We start from the raw sequence: 20063 nt of genomic DNA, 5'->3' as shown, positions 1-20063 counted from the left end.
CCTCGATTCGCTTCTCCTCGGACCCTATGCCGGTCCGTGGAGCAGCGTGCCGTCACGGCGACTGCAACACGCGCTGGTGCAGCTGGGTGACAGCACCGCGGGCGGACTCCATGGCCCCCGCCTGCCAGGCGATCAGGTGGGTGAGCCAGTCGCCCGCGAAGTAAACCCTTCCGGCAGGGCGTTGCAGAAGAGTGAAGGACGAATCAAAGGCGGGCCAGCGTACCCAGCCGCCCTGGATGTGGGCCTGGCGTTCCCAGGCGATGGAGACGCTGGACAGGAGGTTCTGGCGGTATTTGTCGCCGTGGATCTTCTTGCCCTGGGTGAGCGCCCTGCGCCTTCTGTCCTCCGGGGTGAGGGCGCCGTAGAGCTCGGCGTGGCGCTCGGTGTTGTAGTAGCCGACGATGAGGCCGCGCTCCGCGTGGTAGCCGTGCGACGGATACCAGATGTGGGTGATGTCCAGGTCGGTCTCGGTCACGCCGCCGTAGATGCGGTCCTCCAGCTCCCACCAGCGCGTGCCGTACTCCAGGCCGATCTTGCCGGCGGCGATCGGGACCGGCGTCCTGAGCGCGGCGGTGACCTCGGCGCCGAGGTTGTGCGGGATCTTGGCGAGGAGGTGGGGCGGGAGGGTGGCGATGCAGTAGTCGGCCTTGATGGCGCCGCCCTCGTAGACGACCTCCACGCCGTCGTCCAACGTGGTGATCTTGGTGACCTTGGCGCCGATGGTGATGCGGTCCTGGCCTACCGCCTCGGTGAGCTTGGTGACGATCGCGTCCATGCCGCCGACCGGCTGGAACATCGGGGTGGCCTGGTCGTGGCCGAAGTCGTTGGTGATCGCGCGGCCGGTGCCGGCGGCGAGGACCTGGCGGAGGGTGCCGGGGGCGTCGAGGGGGGTGCCGAGGTCGATCGCCGGATATTTCACGAAACCGCGGCGAGGGGAACCCTCGTACTCGAGCTTGGGGCCGAGGTCGCCGAACCTTCTGAGGAAGTCGAGCAGGCGTTCCTGGTCGTCCTGGGTGATGGCCTTGTCGAGGGCGCCGAGGTTGGTGGCCTTGGCAAGTAATTCCGCGATATATCCGTACATGTCGGCTCGGGCCATGCGGGCCCGTACCGTCTGGCCGTTGGTGTGCACGTAGGCGGAGGCGTTGTTGTTCACGAACGTCTCGATGGGGATGCCCAGCTCGCGGCAGTAGTCGAGGGTCACCATCCAGGGGGCGATGCGGCCGGGGCCCGCGTTGAAGTAAACACCCTCGCCGAACGTCACCTCCTGGGCCGGGCCGTTCAGCTCCGTCAGCCGGTCGCCGCCGCGGAGCGTCAGGTTCCTGCCGCCCGCCTTCTCCCTGGCCTCGAGGAGGGTGCAGTCGTAGCCGCTCTTGCCGAGCTCGTACGCGGCGGTCAGGCCGGCGACGCCCGCGCCCAGGATCACCACCTTGGCGGAGGCCTTCCCGCGCAGCGCGAAGTCGCCCGGCCTCGGGGCGGCGAACTGCTTGTCCTGCCCGGAGGGAGCCAGGCCCAGGGCACCCATGGCGGCGTACATGGCGCCCGCGCCGCCCACCGCCCCGATCCCGACGAGCAGCCCCCGCCGGGTCAGCGCCGCGGAGCTCCGTGCTCCGGCATCTTCCACGCCCGCTCCCCTGCCTCAGCCGTAGGGGCCGCTGCCACAGGCGACCTGACCACCGATGGTGGCGAAGATGCCGAACAGCGCCATGATCTGGCTGAAGTCGTCGGTAGTGAACTCGGTGTGCCGCGACCCGGCGGTCTTCACGCCGGGAATCAGCGCGACCGCCGCGGCGATGGCGGTGGAGTTCCACTCCACTCCGAGCGTGTACGGCGCCGCCAGCCGGTAAGGCGTGAAATCGCTCAACCGGCCCAGAGCGCGCGCAATGGCCTCACGGATGCGAGCCTGGGCGACGCCCGGCGGCAGCAACTCGGCCGAGAACTTGTCGATGCCCTTCTTCACCGCGACCGTCTCGACGTCGCCGAGCAGCTCGCGTGCCTCCTCACCGACCGCCTCGTCCCCGGTGACCAGCACCACCGGCACGCCGTGGAACCCGGCGCACGCGGCCACGAGGCGGGTCTCGCCGCACAGCTCGCCGTTGAGGTAGACGTTCTGGATCTCCTTGCCCATCCAGGTGTGGTTGAGCACGCCGTCCGCCACGCCTGCGCGGGCGTGGTAGCCGACGAACCCGGCCGCCTGGAACGAGCCGTCGAGCCCCTGGGCCATGCGCTGCGCCTTGCCCGGTCCCCGGATCAGACTGGCCCGCTCATCCAGCAGGTCGATCCTGAGGTTCTTGGTGGAGCCGTGGGCGTCGTTGACCAGCACGTTCGCCGCCCCAGCCTGGTACGCGCCCGCGACGGCGGCGTTGGCGTCGGCGGTCATCAGCTCGCACCCGCGCTCGTAGCCGCGCTGGCCGGCGTGCATCTCCTCGGGGTCGGTCAGCCCCGTCACGCCCTCCATGTCCACCGACAGATAAACCTTCACGCACCCAGCTCCTCGCCTAGCTCACACCCGCACGGCGAAACTGCCGCGCCTTCTCGCCCGTGCCGACCGTAAACCGCACCACCCGGGGGAGGCCGGTGGGGTCAGGAGCCCCATGTTTCCACCCGGCGGGCCTCGGCCTCGGTCATGAACCCGACGTGGGCCGCCATGAACGCGGCCGCCTGATCACGCCACTGCGCCGGAATCTCGTCGATGGCCGGTGGGTAGCAGTGGTCGAGCCAGCTCGTCGACTCCTCGCTCGCCTCGAAGTAGTCCAGCGCCCGGGCGAAGGGGGTGTTCTCGATCCCGGGCACCCGCGCCAGCCCATACTCGATCATCTCTTGCCCGCCGTACGGCGGCTTCCTCAGCCACTTGCGCACCACGGGACGGTCGGCGGTGAGCGGCGTGTCCAGCGGCCGCCGCTCGACGGCGGCTTGGATGAGCTCCTTGTACAGGCATTTGCCGCACGTGCGGCACGGGCCGTCGGCGCCGCGAAGGCACCAGCGCACCTGACCCTTGAGGTCGGAGCTCAGGGCCACCCGCATGGTGATCGCCTCGCTCACGCCGCCGACGGGCAGCACAATGTGCACCCCGGCCGCGGCGAACAGCTTCCCCCACCGGCCATGTGGAGACCACATGGGGTTGTCGGGCGTGAACCGGTGCAGATAGCGCCCGCCACCCAGCCAGCGTGAGCCGAGCTCGTAGCCGAAGCCCAGCCCGCCGAGGTCCAGCTCGTCGGCGAGCAGCAGCGCACCCGCCGCGACCGCGTGGTGCTCCGGGTAGCCCGGGCGCGGCTCGGCGAGCGTGTATTCCAGGTCGGACGTGACCGTGGACACCGTCCGTCCGGTCGTCGCGGCGAGCCCGGCCAGCACGTCGGACCGGTAGTGCGGCCACCGGTTGGGCACGCGCCGATGCGCCACCCGCCGGAAGTGCACGAAAGGCGCGTCAGGGTAGATCGTGGCCGCGGCCACGGAGTCCGCGCCGCCGCTGTACGAGATCGCGAGCGTACGGCCCGCCTGCCGTGCCTGCGCCCCCACCGGCCCGGCCTCGATGCCCCAGCCGTCGTGGAAGGCGGCGGCGAGCTCGGCCGAGATGGCCCGGTCGAAGGAGATCCGCCGCCGGGTCCACGGCGCGACGACGGTCCAGGCCGCGACCGCGAACAGGTCGGGGTGGGCGTCGGCGGGGACGCCGCCGATGGAGCAGGAGTTGGTGGCCAGTTTGACGGGGTAGTCGTCGGAGGCTCGCCCGGTGATCTCGTCCTCGGGGTCGAGCCGGAAGCTCAGGTCCCTGCCGGTCGAGGTCACAGCCCACGTCACACGCACGGCCGCTCCCCCGGCTCGGCCGAGCTCCGGCGAGCGCGGGCGTGCCGCAGCTCGTCGATGGCCTGCCAGACGAGGACCTCGTTCTGGAGCACCCCGTCCAGCGCCTTCGCCGTCTCCTGGGCGAGCCGGCGCGTGTCGTCGATCGTCGCCTGGTCCGCTGCCACCGGCGGCCTGGCGTTCCTGAGGCGTGCCACCTCGTCCTGGAGGGTGACCACTTCCCGCCGCAGCGTCTGGACTTCCCAGAGCGCGTCCTTGATGTCCTGCCGGTGGTCGGCGATCGAGATGTAGCGGGAGTCGAACCACGTGCGCACGGCCGCGCGGAGCCGGGCAGGGACCAGGACGCGCATCATGAAACGCCACCATACTGGCAAACCCGGAGCCAGATGGACGGCCTGAACGAACGGGCCTATCGGCCGGTGAACTTGGGCTTGGTCTTCTCGGTGAACGCCTGCATACCGATCTTGGAGTCGTCCGTGGCGAAGAGCCCGGAGAACTGCAGCCGCTCGACCTCAAGACCCGTGTCCAGGTCCACCTCCAGACCTTGGTCGACGGCCTGCTTGGCGGCGCGCAACGCGATCGCGGGGCCGCCCACGAACGTGGCGGCCCATTCCAGCGCGGCCGTGTAGACCTGCTCGTCCGGCACCACCCGGTCCACCAGCCCGATCTCCTGGGCCTCGGCGGCGGGAACGTGGCGGCCGGTGAAGATCAGGTCCTTGGCGCGGGCCGGGCCGATGAGGCGGGGCAGGCGCTGGGTGCCGCCCGCGCCAGGGATGATGCCCAGCAGGATCTCCGGCTGCCCCAGCTTGGCCGACTCCCCGGCGACCCGGAAGTCGGCGCACAGGGCCAGCTCGCAGCCGCCGCCCAGGGCGTAACCAGTGATCGCGGCGATGACCGGCTTGCCGATCCGGGCGACCGCCGTGAAGCACTCCTGGAGCGTGCGGGAATGAGCGACCATGTCCGCGTAGGACATGTCGGCCATCTCCTTGATGTCGGCGCCCGCCGCGAAGACCTTCGCGCCGCCATAGAGGATGACCGCCTGCACCTGCGGGTCGGCGTCCACGATGCGCGCCGCTTCGGCGATCTCCAGCTGGACCTGGCCGTTGAGCGCGTTCATCTTGGGACGATCAAGACGGATCGTGGCGATCTGGTCAGCTACTTCGACGCTCACAAACTCACCCATGGTCCGAACCTATCCTGCCGCCGACTTCACCTCATCAACCGTCTTCTTGCTCCGCGAAACCCGGACGAGTGCGGCCGACAGGCGGGCCAGCTCCTCACCGGAGTGGGTCAGCTCGGCCAGCGGGCCGGCCTGCTTCGGCAGCCCCAGCTTGCCCGCGCCGTCCAGCACCCGCTTGTCCAGGTGCGGCGCGACCTGCGGCCACACGGCCTGGACCTCCCGCAGGAAGATGTCCGCCCCGGTCGGCCCGATGCCGGGGAACTCCATCAGCAGCGAGGCGATCCGCCGGTCGTCGCCCTTGGCCTCGTCGCGCAGCTTCCGCAGGTCCCCCTTCCAGCGGTCGAGGAGCAGCTCGGCGCCGTCGCCGAGCATGGTGGCGGTACGTTCGTCGTAGCGGCGGTAGTGGCCGCGGCCCAGCGCGTCCACCCGGTCCTGCCAGCTCGCGTCCCGCATGCCCTTGGGCGTGCCGTACCCGGCCTTGAACAGCTCTTTCGCGGCCGCGACCGCGACGCCGGACGAGATCCGAGCGCTGAGCAGGGTGGCCAGGACGAGCAGTTGGTACAGCGGCCGCGGCTGGTCGGACAGCTTGATGCCGGCTTCGCCCGCGAACGTGCTGCCGTAGCGGTCGAGCAGGACGTCGAGAACCGCTTTGTCGGTCTTGGTCATGCCCATCCCGCTACCCGGCGGCGGACCCGCCATGCCGCGTTTGGGCAGATCGCTGCTGGGGAGGCGGAGGTTCTCGATGGTGTGAAGGAGCTTGCAGTGCTGACCTTGACTCACAACGCCGTCGTCGCGATCCGCGACGTGATGGCCGGTGTCGACGTGCCCGCCGACGCGGGCCTGCGCATCTCCGCGAAGGCCGACGAGGCCGGTGCGCTCGAACTCGCCCTGGCCAGCCAGCCGCAGGCCGGCGACCAGATCATCGAGGCGGAGGACATACGCGTCTTCGTGGCCGAGGACACCGTGGCGATCCTGGACGACAAGTCACTCGACGCCCAACCGGGCACCCCGGGCCAGCCGACGTTCCGGCTGGACCGGCGGCCCTAGCCGAGGTCGGACTCCGTTGCCTGCGGGCGGACGTCGCCGAGCCCGAACAGCCCCACCAGCGTGCCGTCCGCCTTCGTGACGACGACATGATCCACCTTCGCCCGGTCCATCCGCTGGATCAGCGGCTCGAGCTGCTCGCTCGGGCGCACCGTGGTCACCCCGACGCGCATGGCCTGCTCGGCGGTGCCGCTCATGTCGGCGCCCTTGAGCTCGCTCGACCCGACGACGCCCTGGACCACGTCGTCCTGGTCGACCACCACCGCGAGTCCCGCCGGGTCGCCGATGATCCGTTCGGTGAGCTCCTCCAGCGGGTCGTCCAGGCCGGCCGTGACGGGGTCGCGGCGCACGTTCTCCGACACCAGGTGGGCCTCCCCCTCGTACGGCAGGCCGGCCGCCAGCCAGTCCATCTTGCCCGCCCCATAGTCGTGCACCTCGCCGAATCCCAGGCGTTCGAGCCGGTGGGCGGCGCGCGGGCTCAGGTCGCACAGCGCGTCGTGGCAGTAGACGACCACCGGCCGCGCGCGATCCAGCGCCGAGGAGCCCTTCTCGAGGGCGCCGAGCGGCAGGTTCACGGCCCTGGGCAGGTGCGCCCACGTGTACTCCTCCTCCGGAAGCACCTCGACCAGCTGGGCCTGGCGGGCGGCGACCAGGTCCTGTACGGCTTCGCGATCGATGATGTGCGTCATGAGAATTCACGTACCCCCAGATATCGCTCGCATGGGCTCGTCCTCCGTGTCACGATGACGGCGCGGCCTATTCAGGGAGTGTCCGATGTGTGACAATCCGCTGCTACCCGACTCCGTCGCCCGCGCGCTGGCCGACTACCGTTCCCTGCGTGACGCCCACGGGCCCTGCTGGGGCGAGCCGCCCATCTCCTACGTCGACGAGGCGTGGGCCACCGTCTTCCTCGACACCCGCCACAACTACCGGAGTGCGGCCGTCAGCCAGCTGGCAGAGCGCTACCCCGAGGTCCCTCCCGACGAGCTCAACGACCGCTTGGGCGAGGTGGACGTGGACCGGCTGCTCCGCGACACCCTCGGCGGCGAAGTGCCGGACAACCTGCCGGCGCTGCGCCTGTCGCCCGAGGGGGCCACGCTGGCCGCCGACACGCGGGTGGTGCTGGACGACGGCCCCTTCCGCACGGCGTTGTTGCTGGACTCCAGCTCGGACGAGCCGGTCGAGGTCGTCGTGGACGGCACGGCGCACGTGGTGCCGCCCCGCGGGGCCAAGGTGGTCGAGCTCGTGCGGGAGATCGCCGTCGGCGGCCGGCCGGTGGACCTGTCGTCACTGACCAGGCGGGCCGCCGCGGCCACGATCCGGGTACGGGCCGGGTTCCCCTGCCGGTGGAGCGTGACGAGCGCGAACGGACAAGGCTGGTATCCCGAGGGCGCGCCGCCCAAGCTGGACGCCCATCGCACGCCGTACTTCCACGGTGACGACCTCCTGATCACCGTGCCCGCCGAGCCGATCACGGTGACGGTGACCAGGGGCATGGAATACGCCTCCGCCGAGATCGTGGTGACCCCTGACGCGGGCCGGGAGACGCCGGTGGAGCTGACGCCCGAGCGGCTGTACGACTCCGCCGCCCGCGGCTGGTACGGCGGCGACCTGCACGTGCACCTCAACTGGATGGGCGAGGAGCCCGCCGCCCCCGAGCTGGCCGCGGCCGCGCAGCACGGCGAGGACCTGCACGTGCTCAACCTCGTGGCGGGCAACGTCGCGAGCGAGCGGGTCTACGACGTGGAGGCGCTGGAGCACTGGGTGGGCGAGGACCTGCCGTGGTCGGACGAGCGGCACCTGGCCAGGATCGGGGTGGAATACCGCAACGACCTGGTCGGCCACTTCAGCGCATTCGGCCTGCGTGGCCTGCCCAAGCGTTACCACACGGGCTTCCTCGGCACGGTGGACTGGCCGCCCAACGCGGTCGCGCTCGAAGAGCTGCGCGCGCTGGGTGCGATCACCGGGTACGGGCATCCGTTCCACGTCCCCTTCGACGACGAGGACCCGCCCGACGTGGTGCTCGCCCGCGGGCGCAACTGCTCGGCCAGGGAGATCGTCGCCGACGCCGCCCTGGGTCTGATCGACACCTTGGACGTGCTCAACCACTCCTCCATCACGGCCACCGCCGCCGTCTACCGCCGCCTGATCAGCGCGGGCAACCGGCTCACGGTCACCGCGGGCACCGACGCCGTGCTGTCCTTCTGCCGCCGCGGCACCGCCTCCGGTCCCCCGGGCTGGGAGCGGGTCTACGCCAACGTGGCCGGCCCGCTCACCGCGGAGTCCTTCGCCGAGGCGATCCTGCTCGGCCGCACGTTCGCCACCACCGGGCCGTGGCTGGAGATCACGGTGAACGGGCACGGGCCCGGGGACACTCTGGAGCTGGCGCCCGGGCAGCGAGTGGAGATCGTGGCCGCCTCGATCGGGCCCGAGGTCGAGCACCTGGAGATCCACACCGCGGCGGGCATGCTGGCGCGGGGGCGGCCCGGGCGCCTGGTCACGTCGACGGAGGTGAGCGAGCCGACGTACGTGGTGGCCGTGGCCTCGGGCGGGCCGCATCCGCGGGCCTTCCATCGGCGCGGCGCGTACGCGCACAGCAGCCCGGTGTACCTGGACGTCGCGGGCGAGCACGTGGCCAGGGAGGCCGACGTGCGGTGGTGCCTGGCGTGGCTGGACCGGCTGGAGGCGGTGGTCCGCGAGTTCGGCACGTTCGAGACCGACGATCAGCTGGGAGACCACCTGGAGCTGTACGAGCGGGCGCGGGCCGTCTACCGGGGGCGGCTCGCCTAGCCGGACCGGCCGCCCGTCTGTCCTTCCATGGCCAGGCTCACGCAGCAGCGGTTGTCGCCAGGTTCCCACCTGGCCTCCACCTGGGGCGGCGCGACGCTCTCCACCAGGCCGGTGATCAGAGCGTGGTTCATGTGGCAGACCAGTTCCCGCTGCGCCTCTGCGAGAGCGTGGCGCAACGAGACGGCGAACTCGCGGGCCGCCCGGCGGTACAACTTCGAGCTGCGTCCCGCGCCCAGCCCCGTCCTTCCGGTGAGCCGGGCGTAGACGGCCTCGAGCAGCCCTTCGGACTCGAGCCTGTCGAGATGGAACTTGGCCTTGTGGCGGGCGATCCCGATGGCCTCGGCGGCCTGGTCGCGGCTCACGGGTCCTGGCTGCGCGGACACGAACAGGTACAACTCCTGGCGTACGGGGTCGGCGAGGGTTCCGATGCCCGCACTGCTGCGCACCGGATTCACCGTCGCGCCGACGTCGGTGTGATCGAGATCCTGGCGGGCCTGTTGGTCGGGTTCGCGCCGAGGATCGGGGCGTACGTCGTCGCCCTCTGGCTCGCCGGGATCATCGTCAACCTGCTGACGTTCTCCGGGTTCTACGACGTCGCGTTGCGCGACTTCGGTCTCATGATCGGGGCACTGGCGCTGGCCAGGCTCGCGCAGGCGCACGCCAGGGACGCAGGCAGCTAGTCCTGGCGCACTACTTTCCGGCCGCCAACCCGGCCAGCACCCGCTCTAGACCCCAGCGGAACTGACCGGTCGAGATATACGCCGCGATGGCGTCCGCGGCGGCGTGGGTACGCGGGAAAGCCTCGGGTTCGATGTCGAACGCCGCCCGGCGGGCGGCGATCCGCTCGGCCTCCGGCGGCACGGGGCCGGGCCCGCGCACCTCCGCCGCCTCCAGGGCTATCGAGCCCAGGACGTACACCATGACCGTGTAGGCGGCGCGCGGGTCGGGCAGCGCGGCCAGCAACGACTCGCCCACCCGTAGCGCGACCGGCCCGTTGAAGGCGGCGCCGAGTATCGACGGGACCGCGGCGGGGTGACGCATCAGGACCTCGCGCAGGTTGAGCGCGAAGGCGGCGATGCGCTCGCCCGGCGGGCGGCCCTCGTCCTCCAGCAGTCCGAGGTCGGCCTCACCGAGCAGGCGGTCGGTCAGCGCGGTCACGATCGCGGCCCGGTCCGGGAAGTAGGTGTACAGCGCGCCGGGCGTCAGGCCCACGCGAGTGGCCAGCGCCCGCATGGTGAGCCCGCCGGCGTCGATCAATTCCAGGGCGGCGTCGAGCACCGCCTTCTGGTCCACCGAACGTTGAGGTCCTCTCTTCACAAGGCAACTCTAAACGGTGTTTAATGTTAAACACCGTTCAGAGTTAGGAGCCTGTGCCATGAGATGGACCCTGATCGCCGCCGTCGTCGCCGCGAACCTCGCCTTCGCCGGCCTCGCCGCCACCTTCGACTACCCCGGCGTGCTCGCCGAGCCTCCCGGGCGGATCCTGGCCGCGTTCGCCGCCAATCAGGCGGTGGTGTCCGGCTGGTTCCTGCTGCTGGCGGTGAGCGCCCTGGCGCTCGTGCCCGCGGCGGTCTTACTGGGCCGGCTGCTGCCCCCGGGGCCAGCCGCCGCTCTGTCCGTGCCGGTCGGCGTGCTCGCCGGCCTGGTGCAGGCGCTGGGGCTGCTGCGCTGGCCGTACGCGGTGCCGGCGCTGGCCCACGCGGCCGATCCGGGCGCCGCTGAGACGACGTTCGCCGCCCTGCACGGCTACCTCGGGACAGGGATCGGCGAGACCCTCGGCTACCTGCTCACCGCCGCCTGGACGGCGCTGGTGCTGGCCGCACTGCCACGGCGCCCGCGCTGGTTCGCGGTGGCCGGTGTGGTCTCGGCCGTGGCCATAGCCGCCGGCGTGCTCACGCCGCTCGCCGTGCCGGGTGCGGACCTGGTCAACTTCGCTGGGTACGTGGTGTGGAGCGTGTGGGCCCTGGTGCTGGCCGTCCTGCGTGATCGCCTCCTGCCCCCGCAGCCGGTGCACGCCTGACACGAACCGCGGCAGCGCTGCTCGACGGACCAGGTCAGGGCCGCCGGCCGGCCGGTCGACGCCGCCGGAGGCGAGCAGGCTGCCCTTGCCGAACATCTGGCCCTTCTTGATGGAGACGTACACCCGGGGGTCGTCGTGGTTCCTGACCGCGATCAACCGCGGTTGGTGGGCCTCATACCGGACACCGGGGATGCCGACCAGGGCGCCGTACATGGCCGCGCGCAGCGTGCGGGGCTACACGGCGTCGGTGGTCAGCGGCGGCACCGCGGCCCGCGACACTTTCCCTGTCGGCCTGCCGCTTCGCGCCTCAAGCACTCGTACTGGAGGGCACGGGTCTAGAGAACCAGCTTGAGTGAGGGGCGCTGGTCGGGCAGACCGATGAGCTCGCGCACGCGGGCGATGGGCCAGGCCAGCTCCCGGGCCAGGGTGGCGGCGGTCAGGCCGGCCTCGCGAGTGGCCAGGTCGAAGGCGTGGGCCAGCAGGACGGGCTGTTCGCCCGGGTAGCCGGAGACGGGCTCGTTGGTGAAGCCCGGCTGGTCGCGCAGCGCGGCCAGGCGCTGGTAGGCGCGGCTCGCGGCGGAGTCGGAGATCAGCCCCGTCTCGCGGCACCGGTAGAGCAGCGAATCGACCGACACGCCCCACGTCCGCCGCAATTCGGCAAGCTTGCGCAGGTCGGCGCGGAGTGGCAACTGGGGCAGGATGCTCTCGCGCGGCGTCAGGAACTCGGCGGCGAACGCGTCGGCCTCGCGCTCCTGGAGGGTGTCCCCGGCGGCGGTGTCGCCGTGCAGGACGAGGTGGCCCAGCTCGTGCGCGGCGGTGAAGCGGTGGCGGTAGATGTCGTCGAACCTGTTGGGGGTCAGCACGACGATCGGCCTGGGCAGGCTGGAGGTGGAGAAGGCGTCGACGGTGACCGCGTCGGGGTCGTGCCGGGGGAAGGCGACGATGATGCCGTGCGCTTCCATGCGGCGTACGAGGTGGCTGATCGGGCCGGCGCCCAGCCCCCAGTGGGCGCGCAGCGCCCGGGCGGCGCCGGCCGGGTCGCGGGGCAGCGCCGAGTGCATCTCGCCGCCCGCGAACCCGGGCAGGTCCACGGCGGGCAGCTGGATGCGCTTCTCCAGGGCGTAGGTCAGCTCCCACACCTGCTCGACGAACGCGACGGCCTTGGCCCGCTGGTAGGCACGGGTGGAGCGCAGGCTGCGGAAATGCGCCATCGAGCCGTCGAGCTTGCCGTGCGGGCGCCCGGGCAGGAAGAACGCCATAGGGACCCCGAGGACCTCGGCCAGCAGCGGAATCAGGTCGGGGCGCGGCCGCGTGACGCCTGCCTCGTACTGGCCGACCGCGGCGGGAGAGACGCCGAGGTGCTCGGCGACCTCCTTCTTGGTCAGGGCGGCCAGATGGCGGGCCTGGGTGAGACGGGTGGCGTCGAACGCGTCGGCGACGGCCTGCGGGGTCGGCGTGCCGGGTCGGAGACTACTCACCGCTCGCGGCTTCTGCCCTGAACGCGCGCCGCACCCGGGGGTTGAGCGCCGGCGTCGGCACGACGCCCTGATCGAAGGCGACCCCAGGCAACGACGTCTGCGCGGCCCCGGCGTCCTTGGCCAGCGGGATCTCCTCACAGTGATGCCAGCGCAGGCTCCCAGTGCGGTCCAGCAGCTCCGCCTCGCCCCACCAGGCGTCCAGCAGCCCGGCATGCGCGTTGCAGGCGTACGCGATCAGAACCAGGCTGGTGTCCTTGGGCAGATCGCCGAGCGCCTCGGCCACCGGCGCCACGTCGGCCAGCGCGAGCTGCCGCATCATCGGCTCCGGCCCGAACCGGTTGAACAGCGCCTGCACCAGGGCCGACGGCCGGCCCTCCCCGATGCGCGCGCTCATCACGCTCACCGAGCGGTCCTTGGCGTAGCGGAATGGGAACAGCAGCTTGCCGTCCAGCACCACCAGCTCGTGCGCCGACCCTGCGGGCTTGACGATCCGCACGTCCCCCATGTCCTCGAACGCCTCGGCCAGCGCCTCGAACTTGCGGGACATGAGCGTGAACCCGAACGGATGCGTGTGATCGGTCTGCGCCGCCGTCTGCGCGTCGCGGGCATTGTCCAGCGCGACCGACAGCGCCTCGGCGATCCCCTGTCTGATCACCGGCGCACGCTGCCCAAACGTCTCCTGGGCCCACCGCGACACCAGCATGCGCACCTCCGCAACGCTTTGCCCAGCAGCAACCGCACACCGGAGCCACTTTAATTTCCAACATCATAGTCCCGGCCGCGCTTCACGAAGCCCCTTCCCCTGAGGGCGTGTCGCGCCGGCCTCGCTAAGATGCTGGGCACGTGACCTGGTGGACCGTCAACTGTTCGATCCTCTATACCGATCTGCCCCTTGTGGAGCGTCCCGCTGCGGCGGACGGGGCTCAACTTCTTCGCCGGTGACATGCCGGAAGGTGACCGCGGCCTGGTGTCGTGGCCGGGGACGCCCCGGGCGGGGGCGAGCCGGGGACGGGCGCGCTGCCGATCAGGGAGTGGATCGACCAACTGCACGCCGACGGATATGACAGATACGTCGGGGGACCATCCAACGCGCGGGAGGACGAACGTGAGCACCATTGCCTTCATCGGCCTCGGCATCATGGGCAGCCCCATGGCGGTGCACCTGGTCAGGGCCGGGCACAGCGTGGCCGGCTACAACCGCTCACCGGCGAAGGGCAAGGCCCTGGCCGAGGCCGGGGGCCGGGTGGCCGCCTCGATCGCCGACGCCGTGACCGGCGCCGAGGTCGTCGCCCTCATGGTTCCCGACTCCCCGGACGTGCGGGACGTGCTGACCGGCGACGACGGCGTGTTCGCGCACGCCGCCCCCGGCACGCTGATCATCGACTTCTCCTCGATCCGCCCCGACGTCACCCGCGAGCTGGCCGAGGAGGCAGGCCGCCGCGGCCTGCGCTACCTGGACGCGCCGGTCTCGGGCGGCGAGGCCGGTGCTCGGAATGCCGCTTTGTCGATCATGGTGGGCGGCGAGGGCGACGCCTTCGAGGCTGCCAAGCCGATCTTCGACGCGGTCGGCAAGACCGTGGTCCACGTGGGACCGAGCGGCGCGGGCCAGACGGTCAAGGCGGCCAACCAGCTCATTGTGGCCGCCAACATCGAGGCGCTGGCCGAGGCCGTGGTGTTCCTGCGGGCGTACGGGGTGGACCTCGAGGCGGCGCTGGAGGTGCTCGGGGGTGGCCTGGCCGACTCGGCGGTGCTGGCGCAGAAGCAGGCGAACATGCTGAACCACTTCTTCGAGCCCGGCTTCCGCATCGCCCTGCACCACAAGGACATGGGCATCGTGACGTCCGCGGCCCGCGAGGCCGGCGTCGTGCTGCCCCTGGGAGCGCTTGTGGCCCAGCTCGTGGCGGCGGCGAATGCCAACGGCGACGGCGGGCTCGACCACTCGGCCCTGCTCCGCGGCGTCGAACGCCTCTCGGGCACCTCGTAACGAACGGCCGGAAACTGTCGGTGGGGACGCCAACCCTCGACCTCCATGTCCAGTTCCTGCGCCCGGCCCGCCCCGGTCGGCTCGTGGGCCACGGTCGGGTCGTCCGGCGCGGCAGACAGGTGTGCTTCATGGCCAGCGAGCTCCTGGGCCCGGATGGCGAGCCCGTGGCCGTGGCCAACGCCCACATCCAGTCCCTCGACCCGCAGGCCCGACAGAGTGTTAACGAGTGAAAAATATCTTCGCAAAGATCTCGTCAGCGAAGGAAAATGTTGAGACGCTGAACTCCACCACAGCGCCCCCAGCCCTGAGGAGTGGTTCATGCGCAGATTACTGGCGATCGCCGTGGTCGCCATCCTGCCCTTAACGAACGTCACCGCCGCCCGCGCCCAGGAGCCCGCCGACCGCCAGCAGGCCTTCGCCGCCGCAGCCGAGGAGTTCCAGGTCCCGCAGAGCGTTCTGCTCGGCGTCTCCTACCTGGAGTCGCGCTGGGACGCCCACGCCGGCCAGCCTTCCAGCGACGCCGGGTTCGGGCCCATGCACCTGACCGACGCGGCCGCGTACACCGGGTCCAACCATCACCACGAGGGTGAGGAGGACGCCCGCGGCGACGAGAGCCGGCCGCTGCCCGAACCCGAAGAGCAGCCTGAGCCCGCCGAGATCCCCGCCTCCCTACGCACCATGGAGCGGGCGGCCGAGCTGACCGGCGAGAGCAACGAGCGGCTGCGTACGGACGACGCCGCCAACATCCGGGGCGGCGCGGCGCTGCTGGCCGACTATCAGAAGGCGCTCGGCGCGCCGCTGAGCGACGACCCGGGCGAGTGGTACGGCGCCGTGGCCAAATACTCGGGCGCCGAGGAGGCCGCCGCCGCCAAGTTCTTCGCCGACGAGGTCTTCACCACGATCAAGGAAGGCGCCGAGCGGACCACCGACGACGGGGAGCGGGTCCGGCTGCCGGCCGTGCCCGGCCTGGTGAAGATCGAGAAGTGGCTGGAGAAGCTCGGCCTGCGCCCGCCGCGGGCCGACGGCGTCGAGTGCCCCGCCTCGGTCTCCTGCGAGTGGATCCCCTCGGCTTACCAGCAGTTGCCCAATGGCAATTACGGGCACTACGACCTGGCGAACCGGCCGGTCAGCCAGAAGATCGACTACATCATCATTCACGACATGGAGGGATATTTCCTGCCCTCCATCCGCCTCAACCAGGACCCGAACTACCGCGCGAGCTGGCAATACTCCATCCGCTCCGCCGACGGCCACATCGCCCAGCACATCAAGAGCAAGGACGTCGCCTGGCAGGCCGGCAACTGGTACATCAACGCCAAGTCCATCGGCATCGAGCACGAGGGCTTCCTGGCCGAGGGCAGCACCTGGTACACCGAGGCGATGTACCGCTCGTCCGCCCGCCTGGTCCGCTACCTGGCGCTCCGGCACGGCGTGCCGCTGGACCGCGCCCACATCCTGGGCCACGACAACGTGCCCGGCACGCTTCCGACGACGGTCAGGGGCATGCACGAGGACCCCGGCCCGTTCTGGGACTGGGCGCACTACTTCCAGCTGATGGGCGCGCCACTGCACCAGTTCGGCGGGCCGCGGGCCGGGTCGATCATGATCAAGCCGGACTTCGCCACGAACAAGCCGTACTTCTATGGCTGCGACCGCAAGAACCCGTCAGCCGCCTGCCCGCCGCTGCCCGCCGGCACCGTCTGGCTGCGTACCGAGCCACGCGCCGACGCGCCGCTGGTCAAGGACATCGGCAAGCACCCCACGGGCGAGTCCCTCTACAGCGTCTACGACCACAGCGCCCGCGCCAGCACCGGCCAGCGCTTCGCCGTGGCCGACCGCCAGGGCGACTGGACGGCGATCTGGTATCTCGGCCAGAAGGCGTGGTTCCACAACCCGGCCGGCGCGCCGACCGCCATCCCGTCCATGGGCCTGGTCGTGACCCCGAAGCCGGGCAAAGCGACCGTCCCGGTGTACGGCAGGGCGTACCCGGAGCAGGAGGCGTACCCGGCGGGCATCCCCTACCAGGCCGTGACCCCGCTGCAGTACACGTTCTCGGCAGGCGAGAAGTACACCCTCGCCGGGCCGGTGGCCACGGAGTACTACCGCGCGGTCACGTTCAACCTGGAGGACCACAAGGTGGTCCGGGGCAAGACCAAGTATCTGGAGATCCAGTTCGGCCACCGCGTGATGTTCGTCAAAGCTGACGACGTGCAGGTGAGTTTCTCCGGGTGAACTCCTTGACGGCGCGCCTGGTGCTCGCGAGCGCCTCCTGAGAGGAGTCGTACGTGCGCTGGGCGACGCCGACGAACAAGCAGTCGACGACGAGGAGCTGGCTGATCCTGCTGGCCAGGGCGCCGGGACGGAACTCCGTCTCACGCCCGGCGGAGATCAGCACGTGCTCGGCCAGCTCCGCGATCGACGAGCGCGGGTTGTTGGTGATCGCGACCGTGGTCGCGCCCGCCTCCTTCGCCCGCAGCAGGGGCTCGATCACGTCGGGGGTCTCCCCCGAGGTGCTGATCCCGATCGCCACGTCCCCTGCCCTGAGCAGGACCGCGCTGGTCAGCGCCAGGTGCGCGTCCTGGAAGGCGTGGCTGGACAGGCCGATGCGCAGCAGCTTCTGCGCGACGTCCTCGGCCACGAGGCCGGAGGCGCCGACCCCGTAGGCGTCGATCCGCCGGGCCGCGACGATGGCGTCGACGACCAGGCCGAGCCGCTCCGAGGTCAGCTGGGCCACCGTGTCGTTGATCGCCTCGGACTCGGCCCGCGCGACCTTCTGGATCACCTCCGACAGCGGGTCGTCGGGGGCCAGGTCGCCGGGCACCAGCCGGTCCGGCTGCGCGGCGGCGGCCGCCAGGGCCAGGCGCAGCTGCGGATAGCCGGCGAACCCGAGGAGCCGGGCCGTCCGCACGATCGTGGCCTCGCTAGTGCCCGAGGCGGCGGAGAGCTCCGTGATGGTGCTCCTGGCCACCGTGGCGGGGTCTTCCAGGATGAGGCGTGCGACGGTCTGGGCGGCCGGCGTCAGGGACGGCAGCACACCGCGAACCGTGGCCACCAGAGTGTCGGCCCGCAGGCCGTTGCCGCTGTCGTCCACGGTCCCGATTATGCCCCCTGCCGCCAATGCCCGAGCAGGGCCGGAAGTGCCGTGATAGGTCGCGGTTAGCGCAACGTGCCGTTCGTCATGCCCGCGGGTTCCTCGGGCACGGCGATCAGCCCCAGTTCCGCGGGGGTCGCGAGGAGCGGGTGGTAGGGGACCACCCGGACGGTGTACCCGTAAGCACCCGTGCGGTCGAGCGGCACCGTGCCCGTGTAGTGCGCCCTCCCGTCGTCATCCACCGACCCCACGGTCAGCTTCGCGTAGGAGGGATGCACCAGCTCGTCGTGCGGCCCGACCTTCCCATAGGCCGCCTCGACCAGCACGTCATCGGCCTCCAGATCGCCGAGCGCGATGGTGGCGTGCAACTCCACGGTGGCGCCGACCTCAGGCGTGTCCCCCACGCCCAACGCCTCGACGTGCTCCACCCGGACGCCGGGCCAGGCCCGGGTGACCCGGACCCGCCAGGCGGCGAACGCCTTCGCCGGCGCGTACGAGTCTGCCGACAGCGCCCTGGCGGCCTCCGCGGCCGGGATGTAGAGACCCACCACGTAGTCCCTGAGCATGCGCCCCGCGAGCACCTTGGGCCCGAGCGAGGCCAGGGTGTGCTTGACCATCTCCATCCAGCGCCGCGGCAGTCCGTCCATGGGACGGTCGTAGAACCGGTCGGACACCTCGTGCTCGATCAGGTCGTACAGGGCGGCGGCCTCCAGCTCGTCCCGCCGCTCCGGGTCGCTCACGCCGTCGGCGGTGGGGATGGCCCAGCCGTTGGTCCCGTCGTACCACTCGTCCCACCAGCCGTCGCGGATGGACAGGTTGAGCCCGCCGTTCAGCGCGGACTTCATGCCGGAGGTGCCGGACGCCTCCAGGGGCCGCAGCGGGTTGTTCAGCCACACGTCGCATCCCTGGACCATGAGCTGGCCCAGCGCCATGTCATAGTCGGGCAGGAACACGATCCGGTGCCTGACGTGCTGCTGGTCGGCGAACTTGACGATCTGCTGGATCAGCTTCTTGCCGCCCTCGTCGGCGGGGTGGGCCTTGCCGGCGATCACGATCTGGACCGGCTTGTGCGGGTCGAGCAGGAGCTCGGTCAGCCGCTGGGGGTCGTGCAGCATGAGCGTGAGCCGCTTGTACGACGGCACGCGCCGGGCGAAGCCGATCGTCAGCACATCGGGGTCGAGCGCGTCGTCGATCCACCCCAGCTCGGCGTCGGAGGCGCCGCGCTCGCGCCAGGCCTTGCGGAGACGGATCCTGGCGCCCTCGACCAGGCGGCGCCGTTGCGTGCCCCTGATCTTCCAGATGTCGCTGTCGGGGATCTTCTGGATGCCCTCCCAGCCGCGGGCCCGCTCCAGCAGCGAGGGAAGCTCGCGGCCGGCCAGCTCCATGAGCTCGCGGCCGACCCAGGTCGGGGCGTGCACACCGTTGGTGATGGACCCGATCGGGACCTCGTCCAGGTCGAATCCCGGCCAGAGGGCCTTGAACATGTCCCTGCTGACCTGGCCGTGCAGCTCGGACACGCCGTTGACCCGCTGGGCCAGCCGCATGCCCATGACCGCCATGTTGAACCGGCTGGGGTCGGCCTCCGCACCCAGCGCCAGGATGCGCTCGACGGGCACGGTGGGCCAGGCGGCCGAGCCGCCGAAGTGGCGCTCGATCATGTCGCGGGGGAACCGGTCGATGCCCGCGGGCACGGGCGTGTGCGTGGTGAACACCGTGCCCGCCCGCACGGCCTCCAGCGCCTCGTCGAAGGAGAGGCGGGCCTCGGTCAGCTCGCGGATGCGCTCCAGGCCGAGGAAGCCGGCGTGGCCCTCGTTGGTGTGGAAGACCTCGGGCTCGGCATGGCCGGTGATGCGGCAGTAGGCCCTGATGGCGCGCACGCCGCCGACGCCCAGCAGCAGCTCCTGCATGAGCCGGTGGTCGGTGCCGCCGCCGTAGAGGCGGTCGGTGATGTCGCGGGCGGGGTTGTCGTTGTCGGCCACATCGGAGTCGAGCAGCAGCAGCGGCACCCGGCCCACCTGCGCCACCCACACCTGCGCGTGCAGCACGCGCTCCTCCGGCAGGGCCAGGCGGATCTTGACGGCGGTACCGTCGGGCTCCTTGAGCAGGGACAGCGGCAGGCCGCCCGCGTCGAGCGACGGGTAGTGCTCCAGCTGCCAGCCCTCGGGCGAGAGCGACTGCGTGAAGTAGCCGTGCCGGTAGAGCAGGCCGACCGCGAGGATCGGCACGCCCAGGTCGCTGGCCGCTTTGAGGTGGTCGCCCGCCAGGATGCCGAGGCCGCCGGAATACTGCGGCAGCGCGGCCGCGATGCCGTATTCCGGCGAGAAGTAGGCGATGGCGGCGGCGCTGTCGGGCAGCGTCTGATACCAGCGCGGTGAGGTCATGTATTCGCGCAGGTCATCGGCGGCGTCGGCGAGACGGCGCAGGAAACGGCGGTCGGCGGCCAGCTCGGTCAGCCGGGCCGGTGTGACGGCGCCGAGCAGGGCCACGGGATCGTGCCCGACCTGCTCCCAGAGCTCCGCGTCGACCTCGGCGAAGAGATCCATCGTCTCCGGGTGCCACGACCAGCGGAGATTGTGCACGAGCTCGCCGAGGGCGGCCAGCTCCGCGGGCAGAACGGTGCGGACGGTGAACCGGCGGATTGCTCTCACGATGTGCACCCTACGGGCTAGGAGGGACCAGTC

General features: G+C 71.1%; 20 protein-coding genes. 7 read left to right on the top strand and 13 right to left on the bottom strand.

Features of this window, described 5'->3' with window-relative positions; all coding sequences use genetic code 11:
• Positions 1–52: 52 nt before the first annotated feature.
• The 6 genes from OHA25_RS20795 to OHA25_RS20770 all read right to left on the bottom strand — a co-directional run bounded on the left by OHA25_RS20795 (position 53) and on the right by OHA25_RS20770 (position 5641).
• Positions 53–1621, bottom strand: coding sequence for a flavin monoamine oxidase family protein (locus tag OHA25_RS20795; protein WP_327589182.1), 1569 nt, complete (start codon positions 1619–1621; stop codon positions 53–55).
• Positions 1622–1636: 15 nt separating this feature from the next.
• Positions 1637–2479, bottom strand: coding sequence for a M55 family metallopeptidase (locus OHA25_RS20790; RefSeq protein ID WP_327589181.1), 843 nt, complete (start codon positions 2477–2479; stop codon positions 1637–1639).
• A 101-nt stretch (positions 2480–2580) separates the two neighbouring features.
• Complete coding sequence (locus OHA25_RS20785; protein ID WP_327589180.1) at positions 2581–3798, bottom strand: DUF6395 domain-containing protein; 1218 nt, start codon at positions 3796–3798, stop codon at positions 2581–2583.
• Positions 3789–4148 carry a hypothetical protein gene (locus OHA25_RS20780; protein WP_327589179.1) on the bottom strand — a complete coding sequence of 120 codons (360 nt, stop codon included), beginning with the start codon at positions 4146–4148 and terminating at the stop codon, positions 3789–3791. The genes OHA25_RS20785 and OHA25_RS20780 overlap by 10 nt, the downstream gene beginning before the upstream one ends.
• Before the next feature lie 56 nt (positions 4149–4204).
• Entirely contained in the window at positions 4205–4978 is a 774-nt protein-coding gene (locus OHA25_RS20775; protein ID WP_327589178.1) for an enoyl-CoA hydratase/isomerase family protein, read from the bottom strand.
• A 9-nt stretch (positions 4979–4987) separates the two neighbouring features.
• Positions 4988–5641, bottom strand: a complete 654-nt coding sequence (locus OHA25_RS20770; RefSeq protein WP_327589177.1) for an endonuclease — start codon at positions 5639–5641, stop codon at positions 4988–4990.
• A 96-nt stretch (positions 5642–5737) separates the two neighbouring features.
• Here OHA25_RS20770 and OHA25_RS20765 point away from each other — a divergent pair, with 96 nt between their 5' ends.
• Positions 5738–6022: a Fe-S cluster assembly protein HesB gene (locus OHA25_RS20765; RefSeq protein ID WP_305916704.1), complete on the top strand. Its 285-nt coding sequence runs from the start codon at positions 5738–5740 to the stop codon at positions 6020–6022.
• Here OHA25_RS20765 and OHA25_RS20760 read toward each other — a convergent pair.
• Positions 6019–6708: a rhodanese-like domain-containing protein gene (locus OHA25_RS20760; RefSeq protein ID WP_327589176.1), complete on the bottom strand. Its 690-nt coding sequence runs from the start codon at positions 6706–6708 to the stop codon at positions 6019–6021. The genes OHA25_RS20765 and OHA25_RS20760 overlap by 4 nt on opposite strands.
• Positions 6709–6793: 85 nt before the next feature.
• On the opposite strand from OHA25_RS20760, the gene OHA25_RS20755 reads away from it, so the two are divergent.
• On the top strand, positions 6794–8809 hold the full coding sequence (locus tag OHA25_RS20755; protein ID WP_327589175.1) for a CehA/McbA family metallohydrolase: 2016 nt from the start codon (positions 6794–6796) through the stop codon (positions 8807–8809).
• On the opposite strand, the gene OHA25_RS20750 is transcribed toward OHA25_RS20755, so the two are convergent.
• Positions 8806–9255, bottom strand: coding sequence for a helix-turn-helix domain-containing protein (locus OHA25_RS20750; protein WP_327589174.1), 450 nt, complete (start codon positions 9253–9255; stop codon positions 8806–8808). The two genes, OHA25_RS20755 and OHA25_RS20750, sit on opposite strands and share 4 nt — an antisense overlap.
• Positions 9256–9282: 27 nt before the next feature.
• On the opposite strand from OHA25_RS20750, the gene OHA25_RS20745 reads away from it, so the two are divergent.
• On the top strand, positions 9283–9489 hold the full coding sequence (locus OHA25_RS20745; RefSeq protein WP_327589173.1) for a hypothetical protein: 207 nt from the start codon (positions 9283–9285) through the stop codon (positions 9487–9489).
• Positions 9490–9499: 10 nt separating this feature from the next.
• On the opposite strand, the gene OHA25_RS20740 is transcribed toward OHA25_RS20745, so the two are convergent.
• A complete protein-coding gene (locus OHA25_RS20740) occupies positions 9500–10126 on the bottom strand; it encodes a TetR/AcrR family transcriptional regulator (RefSeq protein WP_327589172.1) in 627 nt (208 codons plus the stop codon).
• A 58-nt stretch (positions 10127–10184) separates the two neighbouring features.
• On the opposite strand from OHA25_RS20740, the gene OHA25_RS20735 reads away from it, so the two are divergent.
• Complete coding sequence (locus OHA25_RS20735) at positions 10185–10829, top strand: DUF4386 family protein (protein WP_327589171.1); 645 nt, start codon at positions 10185–10187, stop codon at positions 10827–10829.
• A 335-nt stretch (positions 10830–11164) separates the two neighbouring features.
• On the opposite strand, the gene OHA25_RS20730 is transcribed toward OHA25_RS20735, so the two are convergent.
• Positions 11165–12307, bottom strand: coding sequence for a helix-turn-helix domain-containing protein (locus tag OHA25_RS20730; RefSeq protein WP_327589170.1), 1143 nt, complete (start codon positions 12305–12307; stop codon positions 11165–11167).
• A complete protein-coding gene (locus OHA25_RS20725; RefSeq protein ID WP_327589169.1) occupies positions 12300–12962 on the bottom strand; it encodes a hypothetical protein in 663 nt (220 codons plus the stop codon). Before OHA25_RS20725 ends, OHA25_RS20730 begins: the two co-directional genes overlap by 8 nt.
• 405 nt (positions 12963–13367) lie before the next feature.
• On the opposite strand from OHA25_RS20725, the gene OHA25_RS20720 reads away from it, so the two are divergent.
• The 3 genes from OHA25_RS20720 (at position 13368) to OHA25_RS20710 (ending at position 16523) form a co-directional block, all read left to right on the top strand.
• Positions 13368–14291 (top strand): 2-hydroxy-3-oxopropionate reductase, encoded by a 924-nt coding sequence (locus tag OHA25_RS20720; protein ID WP_327591018.1) that lies wholly within the window; start codon positions 13368–13370, stop codon positions 14289–14291.
• A gap of 20 nt (positions 14292–14311) precedes the next feature.
• Positions 14312–14521 carry a PaaI family thioesterase gene (locus tag OHA25_RS20715; RefSeq protein ID WP_327589168.1) on the top strand — a complete coding sequence of 70 codons (210 nt, stop codon included), beginning with the start codon at positions 14312–14314 and terminating at the stop codon, positions 14519–14521.
• A gap of 88 nt (positions 14522–14609) precedes the next feature.
• The gene (locus tag OHA25_RS20710; RefSeq protein WP_327589167.1) at positions 14610–16523 is read left to right on the top strand and encodes an N-acetylmuramoyl-L-alanine amidase; all 1914 of its coding nucleotides are present in this window, start codon (positions 14610–14612) and stop codon (positions 16521–16523) included.
• Here OHA25_RS20710 and OHA25_RS20705 read toward each other — a convergent pair.
• Together OHA25_RS20705 and glgP are read right to left on the bottom strand one after the other, a co-directional pair.
• Positions 16486–17382 carry a MurR/RpiR family transcriptional regulator gene (locus OHA25_RS20705; RefSeq protein WP_305916713.1) on the bottom strand — a complete coding sequence of 299 codons (897 nt, stop codon included), beginning with the start codon at positions 17380–17382 and terminating at the stop codon, positions 16486–16488. The genes OHA25_RS20710 and OHA25_RS20705 overlap by 38 nt on opposite strands.
• A 65-nt stretch (positions 17383–17447) precedes the next feature.
• A complete protein-coding gene (gene glgP / locus OHA25_RS20700; protein ID WP_327589166.1) occupies positions 17448–20030 on the bottom strand; it encodes an alpha-glucan family phosphorylase in 2583 nt (860 codons plus the stop codon).
• Positions 20031–20063 lie beyond the last annotated feature (33 nt).

Source organism: Nonomuraea sp. NBC_00507, from assembly GCF_036013525.1.
Classification (GTDB): domain Bacteria; phylum Actinomycetota; class Actinomycetes; order Streptosporangiales; family Streptosporangiaceae; genus Nonomuraea.
The sequence above is the reverse complement of the archived record's forward strand: the minus strand, read 5'-3'. Positions and strand labels throughout refer to the sequence as shown.